We start from the raw sequence: 12,845 nt of genomic DNA on the forward strand, positions 1-12,845 counted from the left end.
ATTTGACGGCAAGATCATGTCAGCTACCATCTCCAAGCGTGGCGGTAAGTGGTTTGTTAGCGTAGCCGTTGAGATGCAAGCATCTTCACTTCCTACTAAAAAGACAGGTAAAAGCGTGGGCATCGACCTTGGTATTACTGATTTATTGGTTTTATCAGACGGCACTAAAATCAAAGCGCCAAACCCATTAAAGACCAATCTAAAACGTTTGCGCCAACTAAATAAAGCACTCAGCCGCACCAAAAAAGGCAGTAAAAACAGAGAAAAAGCGAAAACCAAGCTCTCTCGTTTGCACTACAAAATCAGGTGTATCAGGCAGGATTCTCTCCATCAGATTACAACAAAGCTGATTAATGACTTTGATGTATTGGCGATTGAGGATTTAAACGTCAAAGGTATGGTTAAAAACAGACGATTATCAAGAGCTATTAGTGATTTGGGTTTCTTTGAGTTTAAGCGTCAGCTTATCTACAAAGCCAATGAGCAAGGCAAAGTGGTTAAATCAGTGGGGCGCTTTTATCCAAGTTCAAAAACCTGCTCAAACTGTAATCATATCCTTGGTAAAGATGAGCTAACATTAAAAATACGTGAGTGGATCTGTCCTGCCTGTCAGGTTTCTCATAACCGCGACCTCAACGCCAGCATCAATATTTTAAATAACGCGACTGTTATTTTAACAGCGGCATAACCTCGTTTATTGGACGGTGAGTTCCATCGCCAATTAAAAAAAGTCTGTGGAGTCGTGGTCAGTCTAACTCTCAAATGAGAGGTAGCGCGTGACAATGAAGTAGAAAGAAAACGTCAAATCTGGCTAATAGTTAATATTAGTTAGGTTTGAGTAAGATTTTTGGAACGGTTAGAAGCGATGTATGCGGAACTTTTACTTTTAAAGAAAATGATCTATTTATGATAGTAGGGGTTTTTCTGTTCGTAAACCCTCTCTACGTTTTACTAACCCTCTGTATCATCCAAAATACAAGCCCCTGTCCAGAGTTTTTACGGACGTGCGAATGGGTTGTATTCTAAATAAGAATAGTGATAATATGTTGAAAGCTGACCAAATAGTCAAGTATCATCTGGTGTCAGTTTTCTATCGAGACTGACACACAATTGCCGCTACCTTTAATGCCACGCTTTCAAGAGAAAAGGGATGTCTTTATATTTTTAAGTTTGATGGATCATGGTGTGTAATAACCTTCTTTATCTAACATAATAGAGTATTGTAGTCATCAGCGTGCTCAGTATGTGGGTTCGTATCGATCGCTAAGAAGCGCTGTCTAAATGATTGCCATGTGATACAAGTCAAGCACTTGATTTTAGTATGCCAGCCGTTCACGTCCTTAAGCCTTATGCTTATATTTATTATTTTATTTTAGCCGAGTCTTGCTATGATTAGTTTTTATTTGAATGGGAAACGCCATGAGCTAACCCAGCTTAACCCTAATACGACGGTGCTTGAGTATCTACGATTGCATGAAGGCCAAACGGATACCAAGGAAGGCTGCGGTAGTGGCGACTGCGGGGCGTGTACGGTCATGGTGCAGCGCCTACCTGTGGCAGGTCAGCCGCAAGGTAATGCCGAACCGTTTTATACCATCAATTCTTGCATCACTTTGGTGTCGCTCATGGATGGTCACCATCTTATGACAGCGTCTTATTTGGCGGACAATCCTGAGCATCATCCAGAACGTGCGTGGCTGCATCCAGCGCAGCAAGCCATGGTGGAGTGTCATGGGTCGCAGTGCGGTTTTTGTACGCCTGGGTTTGTGATGTCGCTTGCTTGTGTCTACGAAAACAATCGTATGCAGAAAAATCAAGAGGTGGTGAGCCAGAGCGCCACAGCCAACCAACTGAGCTATGAGAAGGTGGTTGCCTCGATATCTGGCAATCTATGTCGCTGCACAGGGTACCGGCCTATTATCGAAGCAGGCCTATTGATGAGCGATATTGGTCAGCAAAGAGAGGCCGAGCAGTCAGCGGTGAAAGACTTAACCAGCACTCTAGCGACAGATGTCATGGCAAGTACAAAAGAGTCAGCAATCTCTAAAGAGGCGCCAGTGGCAGCTGCGTTAAACGATGGCGCATCTATGACTGTTGAACCTGCCCTGATTGATGCTGTAAGGCAGTTATATATCCCAAAAACCTTAGATGAGCTTGATGCGCTGTTAGCTGCCAATCCTCAGGCAACTATTTGGGCAGGTGGTACAGACTTAGGATTGAGTGTCACACAGCACTTGGTCGATCATGATGTCATCATTCAGCTCTCAGGGGTTAAGGCTCTAAAATCTTGGACGCTGTCTGACTCAAATAGTGATAAATCGAGTAATCATCAAGCCAAACGCCAATCATTGGTGCTAGGCGCTGGTATGAGTTACCAGCAGATGCAACCTGTGCTTGAGCAGTATTTTCCGGTCTTTGCTCAACTGTTTGAGCGTATTGCCTCACCGCAAATTCGTAATATGGGCACCATTGGTGGTAATGTAGCCAACGCCTCGCCGATTGGGGATTTGCCACCGATTTTATTGGCGTTGGATGCGTCCATTCATTTGCGTCATTGCGCGCTTAATCGCGAAAACTCAGGCGGTGAAGCCAAGACAGGTAGTGAAGCCAATAAGAGTAACGCGCTTTATACGGATGAGATCATACCGTTATCAGAGTTTTTCTTAGATTATAAAAAGACCAAGCTGCAAGCAGGCAGTTACGTTGTCGCTATCCATCTTCCCCTGATGCAGGACAACCAGCACTTATTTATTCATAAAATTAGCAAACGTTATGAAGATGATATCTCGGCGTGTTTGCTGGCTGCACGAATCGATGTGTCAGCAGATGGCACGTCTATTGAAAACGCAAAGCTGGGTTTAGGCGGCATGGCGGCAATACCTCTGTTGGCCACAAAGTGTCAGCAAGCGCTTATTGGTCAAGCTACCGAAGTTGCGAGTTTTGAGAAGGCAGCACAAGTGTTATCCGCCGATGTGACACCAATGACTGATGTCAGAGCCAGCCGGGAGTATCGCACCCATGTGGTACAGCGGCTGTTGGTAAAGTGCGGCAAGCAATTGGTAAAAGAATTACAGGCTGAGAGCGTTTGATGGCCAGAGCAATCTAGTAGTGATATTTGCCAAAATAAACAGCAGCATTCATAAAAGCGTACTAATAGAAGAGATTTGCTATGAGCCACCATTCATCCTTATTTGACAGTTACAGTATCCGCCGTGTGCGTCCGCCAAAAAACAAAATTGGCACCTCAGCCAAGCATGACAGTGCGATCAGCCATGTGATGGGGACAGCGACCTATGTGGATGATATCGCAAAACCACAAGGCACTCTGCATCTGGCAGTGGGTAAAAGTAATCATGCCCATGCCCGTGTATTGAATATGGATTTAAGCGCTGTCAGAGACGCTGATGGCGTCGTGGATGTCTTAAGCTTCAAAGATTTACCGGCACAGACAGACATTGGTGCGGTGTTTGATGGTGAGCCACTGATGGTGGATGAACTCACAGAATACGTGGGTCAGACGCTATTTGTGGTGGTGGCAACCAGTCATCGCGCTGCCAAAAAAGCAGCTCTGAAAGCGGTGGTAGAGTATGAGCCACTACCAGCGGTGCTGAGTATTGATAAGGCATTAGAGCAAGAGCTGTACGTGCGCCCGAGTCATTTTATGAAGCGCGGTGATGCAGCGACTGCACTTGAGAACGCGCCAGTTCGTATTGAAGGTCATATTCATATGCGCGGGCAAGAGCACTTTTACCTAGAAGGACAAGTGTCTTATGTGGTGCCTTGTGATGATGGTGGACTAGAGGTATATACGTCTTCACAGCATCCGAGTGAAGTACAGCAACTCGTCGCTGAAGTGACGGATTTGCCGTTCCACGCGGTCAATACAGTCGTGCGCCGTATGGGTGGCGGTTTTGGTGGTAAGGAGACGCAAGCTGCTGCGTGGGCGTGTCTGTGCGGTATCGTCGCTAAACGTCACAATGTGCCAGTCAGCATGCGTTTAGATCGGCAAGATGACATGGTCGTGACCGGTAAGCGCCATGAGTTTGCTAATCGCTATGAAGTCGGCTTAGATGAGTCTGGTCGTATACTAGGCGTCGACATGCAATTGGCTGGACTGTGTGGCTACTCACCGGATTTGTCCGATGCCATCGTCGATAGAGCGATGTTCCACTGTGATAATGCCTACTATTATCCTGCGGCTCATGTGGCAGGGCATCGTTGTAAGACACATACGGTATCTAACACTGCTTATCGAGGATTTGGTGGGCCACAAGGGTTGATGACGGCTGAATATATGATGGATCATATTGCCTATACGTTGGGACAAGATCCGCTGCAAGTGCGCTTGGCAAACCTATATCAAAATGGTCAAAGCACTCACTATGGGCAGACAATTGAGCATTTTGATCTGGCCACCATTATGAGCAAGCTTGCCAAAGACAGTGATTATGAGACACGCCGTCAGCAAATCATAAAAGCCAATCAACAAGCCGCCGCTGAAGGTAGCGACAAACGCCTTGGTATCGCTCTGACGCCAGTGAAGTTTGGTATCTCATTTACCGTGCAGACCCTCAATCAGGCAGGCGCGCTGGTACATATTTATACCGATGGCAGTATCCACCTCAATCACGGCGGGACAGAGATGGGACAAGGGCTATATATCAAAATTGCCCAGATCGTTGCCAATGAGTTTGATGTGGACTTAGATACCGTTAAAGTATCAGCGACGCGTACGGACAAAGTGCCGAACACCTCACCAACTGCGGCCTCATCAGGTACAGATATTAATGGTAAAGCGGCACAAAATGCTTGTCTGAGTATTAAGGCGCGTATCGTTGAGTTTGCGGCTGAGCACTTTGAAGTGGCGCAAGAAGCCATTCGGTTTGAGCAAAATCATGTCTATATCGGTGACAAAGAGACACTCACTTTTGCTGAAATGATCCAGCTGGCGTATCAAAACCGGATTAGCTTGTCGTCTACCGGCTACTATAAAACGCCCAAGATATTTTATGATCGCTCTAAAGCATGGGGTCGTCCTTTCTTTTATTTTGCATTGGGCGCAGCCTGCGCTGAGGTTGAGATTGATACCTTGACAGGCGAGTATCAAGTTTTGCGCTGTGATGTACTGCATGACGCTGGGCAGTCGATCAACCCTGCTATTGATATTGGGCAGATTGAAGGTGGCTTCGTTCAGGGAATGGGCTGGCTGACCGCTGAAGAGCTGATTTGGGATAGTACAGGGAAGCTTGCATCTAACAGTCCTGCCAACTACAAAATTCCAACTGCCCATGATTTGCCCAAGCAGTGGAGTGTCAAATTGTATGACCGAAAAAACAGCGAGCAGACGATTTATAACTCTAAAGCGGTGGGTGAGCCGCCATTTATGTTGGCCGCAAGCGTTTGGTGCGCTATCAATAATGCCGTTGCCAGTCTTGGTGATTATCAGAAAAACCCAGAGCTGACCATGCCTGCGACACCAGAAGCCGTACTGAAGTCAGTCATGCGTATGCAGGGCACCCCTTGGGAAGTGGATGCTGAAGTAGACACCGATACGGTTTTGAGTCTAATCAAGGGTGCGGAAGAAAACAGCGATCTTTATAATGATAAGGCGATGCCGCAAGACGTGCGTCATGCCAAAGACATCGATCCAGCGGAGGTCGAGGGCAGGCAAGTGGATGATCAGCCTGAGGCGATAGAGCATCCAAATGTAGCAGGGGCAAGAGGGCCTGCGCACAGTGAATGAGTCGTTAGCAACACCAGTCGTCTGGTATGACGGTTTGGCGAAATATCAGCAGCAAGGCATTGCCCACGTTTTGGCAACGATCGTAGCAGTGAATGGGTCGGCCCCCCGAGCGCTGCAGGCAAAAATGATCGTCACGCAGCGTAGTATTGTGGACACGCTCGGCGGCGGCGGTTTGGAACACGACGTAGTTACCACCGCGCGGCAACTTTTGAACGGCGAGATGGCCGAAACAGTATCAAAAGAGATAAAGCTCAAAGGTGCTGAGATAAGCTGCAAGGGGCCTACAGAGCCTGCTAAAGCTGTGCGCCGCGATGCTGTTTACACCAAGCACTATCCACTGGGAGCAAAGCTCGCACAATGCTGTGGGGGCAGTGTCACGGTGATGTTTGAGTGTTTTAATGTGACGCCGCCGATGTCGATTCTGGTCTTTGGGGCAGGACATGTGGCTGCTGCGCTAATGACTGTCCTCGCTGAGCTGCCTTGTCAGGTGGACTGGGTGGACAGTCGTCCAGAGATGTTTGAGCGTTATTTGATCAATAAAATCAGCACCAGTACCGCTAGCCAAACCGCCGCTATTCATAAAAATGGACAGGCGCAAGCAGCAGAAAATCAATCAGTGCTTTACCAATTGCCAGCGCACATTCGTCCCCATATCGATGATGAACCTACTGATTTTGTGCGCCCATTTATCGAGCAAGGCGGTCAGCGGTTTATTCTGATTATGACTCATGATCATAGTGTCGATTTTGAGCTGGTGCGGACAGCACTAGATACCGTGGTCGCTAACAGCCCCTCACTAGACCGTGATTTAACGGACAGTAGCTGCTCATCCATTTCGATGCCTTACATCGGCTGTATTGGCTCGGCAACCAAAGCCAAGCGTTTTAGAGATCGTCTGATCCAGCGTGGTTATAGTGAAAAAATAGTGGATCAGTTAGTCATGCCAGTTGGGTTGCAGGTTGGGGGTAAAGAGCCTATGGCTGTTGCGGTTTCAATCGTTGCACAGCTTTTACAACAGTATCATCAGGCTAGCCTCTGAACTTGAATTTGCTACTCACTAAGTACAATCTTATCACCTTTAATTGAAGCGCTCAGTATCATTCAGCCATGTGAGACACACGAATGACCTTACACATTTATCAAGCTCGACTGCTACACTATCTGACTGAAAGTGATCTTACTCTACGCACTGTACCTGATGGCAATGCGCCTGATCCTCTCAAAACGCCGACAGTCATTACAGACACAGAGTTACTCCCTGTTATCGAGGGCGTGCGCATTTGTCCTGAGTATATCGCTGATGGTGCGTTGGTTGTGGATGACGCGACGGGTTGTATCGTGGATTATGGCAGCCGTCAAGCCATGTTAGCGGATTACGCTGATACAGCAGCTCAAGAAGGCCGAGAACCGGTAAAAATACATGACCACCGTGATAAGCTGATCATGCCAGGTTTTATCGATACCCATGTGCATTATCCGCAGATAGACATGATTGCCGCATACGGTGAGCAGTTGCTTGACTGGCTCAATAACTATACCTTTGTTACCGAAGCCAATTTTGGTGATCCAAAAGTGGCGCACGATACGGCTCAGTTCTTTTTAAACCAGCTGCTGGCCAATGGTACGACGAGCGCCATGGTGTTTTCTACCAGTCATCCTTTATCAGCGGAGGCCTTTTTTACGGAAAGTCATAGGCTTAATACGCGTATGATCACAGGCAATGTCCTGATGGATCAAAACGCGCCTGCGCCGCTGTGTGTTCCTGCCGAGCAAAGTATTCGAGACACCCAAGATATCATTGATAACTGGCATGAACGCGGACGTCAGCATGTAGCGATTACCCCGCGATTTGCGATCACGTCGACGCCCAAACAGCTACGTATGGCGGGTGATTTGTATGCCAGTTATGACAGTGTCTACTTACAGACGCATCTGGCCGAAAACCGTGATGAAGTGGTTTTTGTGCAAACCCTTTATCCCAATCATAAAGGCTATTTGGATGTCTACGATGATATGGGTTTACTGGGTCGCCGCACAATGTTGGCCCATGGTATCTACCTTGAGACATCTGAGTACGAGCGTCTGCGTGACACTGGCACACAAATAGCGCATTGTCCCACGTCCAATCTGTTTTTGGGCAGCGGTCTGTTCGATTTACCTAAAACATTAAGCTATACGGGTGTGAGCATTGCCACTGATGTGGGGGCGGGGACGAGTCTGTCGATGCTGACTACCTTATCAGAGGCGTACAAAGTTCAACAATTACAAAGCAATCCACTCTCCGCGCATCAAGGACTGTATCAAATTACTTTGGGCAATGCGCAATCGCTCTTATTGGACAAAAAGATCGGTAACTTTATGCCCAATAAAGAAGCGGATTTTGTCGTTATCGATATGAAGGCGACCGAGCTGCTTGAACGACGTATGGCGCAGACCAACACGCTCGAAGAGCAGCTGTTTGTACTGATGATGTTGGGTGATGATAGAGTGATTGAGCAGACAGTGGTCGCGGGCGTGAGTCGCTACCAAAAATCTAACGCTTTATAGACTAGTGAAAAATATTAGCAACGAAAGGCCCCGTTTATGATAAATATAAACGGGGCTTTTATCGGTTTGGACTGTGTTTAACGATCGCTTAGCCGTGTTCGTCTTCTAATTCGATAAACACATCCCAGTCAGTGATATCTACTTCATGGCAATTGTTGCCATCGCCATTGATGCGGTCAATCACCAAAAAATCGCTGTCACGGCCAAGGGCCAATAGCGGGTGATGCCAGACATTGGCGTCGTACTGTACGCCTTGATGAGACTTGGCATAAAATACCGCTAGATCATCAGGTGACTGTGGCGACGCGCCAGCCTTAGCGACGACCACGATATAGTCTTGACCTTCCATCGATACAAATGCTTGCGTCCCAAATGGATGGTACTCCATCACTGAGAGCGCAATAGGGTTTTCACGTTTTTTGGCTCGAAAGATACTCATACCGACTGTGCCACCCTCAAGCTTGCTTGCGGCAAGCGCATGATGGCGAACCGCATAGCCATTATTGATCTCATAGCAGTTGTCTGATGTTTGCTCATCAGCACTATACCGCTCGATAACCGAGCCGTATGGGGCAAAGCCTGCTTTGGTTAAAGGCTTAGCCGTTAGGGTGACAGTCATTATTTGGCCTCTTTGCTATCAATATTAGTATCAACACTGGTATTCACTTTGCCATAAACGCGCACGCGGCTGATACCGCCATCAGGGAAGATGTTGACCCGAATATGAGTGATGGGTTGGTCAAGCTTGAGCTGATCTTTGCCAAAGCTGTGGATATCGTTGGCGTTGGTTTTTTGCGGCTCAAGCAAGGTCTCCCAAAACATGCTTTGGGTGACTAAGGTTTGCTCTGGGGTGTTTGGTGCGTAGACGGCTTGGATCGAGACTTTATCAGGATAGTTGCCTTTGAAATGCGCGGTATCTATCTCGATGGCGTCAACCACACCCGCTTGACCTAAGGCAATAATGCACCAGTCGTTACCGGGCTCACGGCGACGACGAGTCTCCCAGCCATCACCCATATTAGGGGCTTTGGTCGGTAACAGTAAATTACTTGCTGCACCAAAGTGCGCATCATTACTGGCGATGGCACGGCCACCGTTTAGAGCGCCTGCCAAATCGATCGTCTCACCTTGTTGGTTAAGACTGGCATCAAGCTGGATATCGCCATAGACGCGCAGACGGGCAACGCCGCCATCTGGATAAATATTCAAACGCAGGTGTGTCACGGTTTGGTCGTTATGGATCTCGATAAACTCATGGTTATGACCTTTTAGGGGTGTCATATCAACAAGCGCTTGCCAGTCTTTACTATCCCAGTCTTCTTTGTTCAAACTGGTAAGTTCAGCATCGTCCTGCTGTAGTAGTTCTGGCGCGTACAACACATCGATACTGGCTGAGGAGGGGAAGTTACCCGTAAAGTGACTGGTGTCAATGTCCAGACCTGCAATTTTGGTCGGGCGGGCAAGTTGAATAACTAAGTAATCATAACCCAGATGGCGCTTGCGACGCGTCTCCCAGCCGTCCATCCATTTACCATTGTCATCGAACTTGCCTACCATAAACACAGGCGCGTCCGGGTTTAAGATACGGCTCTTATCTGCAAAGAAATCATCAGTGGCAAATAATGATTTTGCCCCCAAACGACTGTCCGCAACGTTTGATTTTTTGGTAAATGTAGGCAAGGTATCAGGCAAATTATTGGCGGAGATGATCTGGCCAACTTCTAAGGTATTTTGACTCATAATGATTCCTGTTATTTAGTAATGGGATTTATTGATAGTGTGCGGCTAGTATGACAAATGCGGGACTACATCCAGTCGGTGATATTGTCTGGCGTAGCAGGGTGGTTGTCATACCAATGCTTGGCGATGTCATCACGGCGACATATCCACACGTCAGGCTTACTGGTGATGTATTGCAAGAATTGTTTTAGCGCTTTGATACGTCCAGCACGACCAATAACACGGCAATGCAGACCGATGGTGAGCATCTTAGGCGTGTGCGCGCCTTCTTCATATAAGGTATCAAAGCTGTCTTTGAGATACTGATAAAACGGTTCAGCATGGGTAAAGCCTGGACTGGACGAAAAACGCATGTCATTGGTCTCTAAACTATAAGGGATCACCAAATGCGGCTTACGGGTGATCGTGTTGCCATCTTGAACTTTGACATCAAGCCAGTAAGGCAGCTCGTCTCCATACGAGTCAGAGTCGTAGATATAACCACCTTGTTCAGCGACTAACTCGCGGGTGTTTGGACTATCACGACCTGTATACCAGCCGAGTGGCTGCCCGCCCAGCATACGCTCAAATATTTTGGTGGCACAGCGAATGTGCTCACGCTCAGTCTCGCGGTACATGTACTGGTAAGTGATCCAGCGCAGACCATGACTTGCGATCTCATGGCCATCTTCTAACACCCGCTCGATAATATGTGGTGTCTTTTCGGCCGCTGCTGCACAGGTGAAAGTGGTGATTGGCAAGCCGTATTCTTTAAAAACATCTAGTACACGCCAAACACCGACACGGCTACCATATTCAAACGCAGACTCGATAGACTGATGCCGGTTGTTAAACTCTGGTGTGCCTAAGATGTCAGACAAAAAGCGTTCTGACTGACCATCGCCATGAATCACGCTGTTTTCCGCGCCTTCTTCAATGTTTAATACAAACTGCACCGCGATTTTTGCGCCACCTGGCCAGTTGGCTTTTGGTGGGTTGTCAGCGTAGCCTTTTAGGTCGCGGGGATACGTACTGTGATCAAAATCACTCGTAATTTTTTGGGTCATTATTAGGGTTCCTATATCGCTTAAAGCAGTCATTGTATAGTCAAATTAACATAAGAAAGATACCGCGGGGCTGGGGTAAATTTTTTGTAGCATCGAGCGGCGTAGGCACAGCAAGCCAGAAAAATTTGTACCAGTCACGCAGCATAGTATCGTGTATCCATTTTATTCAATATTGACCATATCAATCTCAAAAAATATGATTCGCTTTGTGAGACTCGCTCAGCCTACTCAGTGGCGTACTTGCACATGTTTTCTTTGCTACTCAAATCTTTGTAAATGGTCTACTGATATAAGCGCTGCTGATCAAAAACAACGCTGTGTTGGTTTGCCAGTCAAAGTGCCGATACATATGCCACGAGCTGCTGGCGCTCTGCATCGGTTAATTGCGTGATATTGCCAAGCGGCATATAGCCGGTTTGTACGGCAGTCACTATTTTCGCTTTATGAGTTTTTAAATCATTTGGCGATTGTAAAATAATACCTGCTGGAGGTGCGGCAAAGCCTTGTTGGGTTGGCTGAGCCGCATGACAAGTACTACAGCGCGTCTGCACAACATTCATCATAGCGTCATCTGCCGAAGCGCTTACTGGTACTGCTTCAGTAGTGGTGGTACTAGTACTAACAGTCGCATTAGTATCAGCGTTTGTGTCAGTAACAGCGCTTGTCGCTGGTGGGGTGCTATTGTTTGTCGTAGGCACTGCTGAGGCCGTAGCAGACACGACAGGTGCTGGCTCAATTGGTTCGGGGCGCATCCAGATAATCAACAATACCGTCAGTATCGCCGGAATGACTAAATAGCGCGGTTTTTTATGCCCCAAATGTTTTTGATTAAAGTAATGACGGGCGGTTGCGGTAATGACACCGACGAAGACCAATACCAACCAACCTTGCTCATGAGCATACATCATTGGATAGTGGTTACTGATCATGGTAAAGATGAGCGGTAGCGTAAAGTAGTTATTCATCAGTGAGCGGTTTTTGGCTTGTAATGCCAGTTCAGCCACTTCTTTACCGGGCTTTTCGCCGCGCTGGACACAATCAACGAGTGCGCGCTGCGCTGGCATGATACCAAAGAACACATTGCCGACCATCACCGTGCCCAAAATCGCCCCAATGTGAATAAAGGAAGCGCGATCACTGAAGAGCTGGTAAGAGCCCCAGCTTGCGATGACCAGTAAGATAAAAATAAGGGTGCTAAAAATTAATGCGTTTTTACCTAAATGACTACGTACAATGACTTCATAAATAAAGTAACTGCCGAATAAAAACAGTAAGCTTGTCGCAATGGCACCAACATCGGTAAAGGCAATTTTGCTTGGATCGATCAGGTAGGCAGTGGCATTGGCATAATAAACGATAGACATCATCGCCGCCCCCGTCAGCCACGTGGTATACGCTTCCCATTTAAACCAGTGTAGCGTCTTTGGCATCTCTTCTGGTTCGAGTTTGTACTTAGCAATCTCATAAAAACCACCCCCATGCACAGCCCAGAGATCCCCAGAAATCCCTTTATCTGTTTTCCACTGCGGCGGCTTACGTAGACTGAGATCAAGCCACACAAAATAAAAAGAAGCGCCAATCCATGCGACCCCAGCGATAACATGAAACCAGCGGAAAAATAAACTCAACCATTCGAGAAGATAGGCGCCCATAACTGTCCTTTAATATGATGGTGTCTTAATAAATGTCTTGATACAAGGGAATGAGGTGTGATAGTGATGCCAGAAAATATATAGGCATATGTTTAACATTAACGATAGATAAGATAC

The 12,845-nt window shown here is 47.2% G+C and carries 9 protein-coding genes; 5 read left to right on the plus strand and 4 right to left on the minus strand.

Annotated elements, in window-relative coordinates; all coding sequences use genetic code 11:
* The 5 genes from B2P60_RS00845 to guaD form a co-directional block, all read left to right on the plus strand.
* On the plus strand, positions 1-688 hold a 688-nt coding region (locus B2P60_RS00845; RefSeq protein ID WP_286738931.1), incomplete at its 5' end, for an RNA-guided endonuclease InsQ/TnpB family protein.
* Between the two features lie 700 nt (positions 689-1,388).
* Positions 1,389-3,089, plus strand: coding sequence for a xanthine dehydrogenase small subunit (locus B2P60_RS00850; RefSeq protein WP_286738932.1), 1,701 nt, complete (start codon positions 1,389-1,391; stop codon positions 3,087-3,089).
* A gap of 80 nt (positions 3,090-3,169) precedes the next feature.
* Complete coding sequence (xdhB, locus tag B2P60_RS00855) at positions 3,170-5,743, plus strand: xanthine dehydrogenase molybdopterin binding subunit (protein WP_198334714.1); 2,574 nt, start codon at positions 3,170-3,172, stop codon at positions 5,741-5,743.
* On the plus strand, positions 5,736-6,782 hold the full coding sequence (locus tag B2P60_RS00860; RefSeq protein WP_198334715.1) for an XdhC family protein: 1,047 nt from the start codon (positions 5,736-5,738) through the stop codon (positions 6,780-6,782). Before xdhB ends, B2P60_RS00860 begins: the two co-directional genes overlap by 8 nt.
* 83 nt (positions 6,783-6,865) lie before the next feature.
* On the plus strand, positions 6,866-8,290 hold the full coding sequence (gene guaD, locus B2P60_RS00865) for a guanine deaminase (protein ID WP_286738933.1): 1,425 nt from the start codon (positions 6,866-6,868) through the stop codon (positions 8,288-8,290).
* A gap of 88 nt (positions 8,291-8,378) precedes the next feature.
* On the opposite strand, the gene B2P60_RS00870 is transcribed toward guaD, so the two are convergent.
* The 4 genes from B2P60_RS00870 to B2P60_RS00885 form a co-directional block, all read right to left on the minus strand.
* A complete protein-coding gene (locus B2P60_RS00870; protein WP_286738934.1) occupies positions 8,379-8,909 on the minus strand; it encodes an ureidoglycolate lyase in 531 nt (176 codons plus the stop codon).
* On the minus strand, positions 8,909-10,030 hold the full coding sequence (gene alc / locus B2P60_RS00875) for an allantoicase (protein WP_286738935.1): 1,122 nt from the start codon (positions 10,028-10,030) through the stop codon (positions 8,909-8,911). The genes B2P60_RS00870 and alc overlap by 1 nt, the downstream gene beginning before the upstream one ends.
* 65 nt (positions 10,031-10,095) lie before the next feature.
* Complete coding sequence (gene puuE / locus B2P60_RS00880) at positions 10,096-11,076, minus strand: allantoinase PuuE (protein WP_286738936.1); 981 nt, start codon at positions 11,074-11,076, stop codon at positions 10,096-10,098.
* A 332-nt stretch (positions 11,077-11,408) separates the two neighbouring features.
* Positions 11,409-12,728, minus strand: a complete 1,320-nt coding sequence (locus tag B2P60_RS00885) for a urate hydroxylase PuuD (RefSeq protein ID WP_286738937.1) — start codon at positions 12,726-12,728, stop codon at positions 11,409-11,411.
* Positions 12,729-12,845: the final 117 nt, after the last annotated feature.

Source organism: Psychrobacter sp. UBA3068, assembly GCF_002366815.1.
Classification (GTDB): Bacteria; Pseudomonadota; Gammaproteobacteria; order Pseudomonadales; family Moraxellaceae; genus Psychrobacter; species Psychrobacter namhaensis.

What these genes read in the sequence shown, in the direction of transcription:
- B2P60_RS00850 (WP_286738932.1), top strand. Translation starts at nt 1,389, where the DNA reads ATGATTAGTTTTTATTTGAATGGGAAACGCCATGAGCTAACCCAGCTT.
- xdhB (WP_198334714.1), top strand. Translation starts at nt 3,170, where the DNA reads ATGAGCCACCATTCATCCTTATTTGACAGTTACAGTATCCGCCGTGTG.
- guaD (WP_286738933.1), top strand. Translation starts at nt 6,866, where the DNA reads ATGACCTTACACATTTATCAAGCTCGACTGCTACACTATCTGACTGAA.
- B2P60_RS00870 (WP_286738934.1), bottom strand. Translation starts at nt 8,909, where the DNA reads ATGACTGTCACCCTAACGGCTAAGCCTTTAACCAAAGCAGGCTTTGCC.
- alc (WP_286738935.1), bottom strand. Translation starts at nt 10,030, where the DNA reads ATGAGTCAAAATACCTTAGAAGTTGGCCAGATCATCTCCGCCAATAAT.
- puuE (WP_286738936.1), bottom strand. Translation starts at nt 11,076, where the DNA reads ATGACCCAAAAAATTACGAGTGATTTTGATCACAGTACGTATCCCCGC.
- B2P60_RS00885 (WP_286738937.1), bottom strand. Translation starts at nt 12,728, where the DNA reads ATGGGCGCCTATCTTCTCGAATGGTTGAGTTTATTTTTCCGCTGGTTT.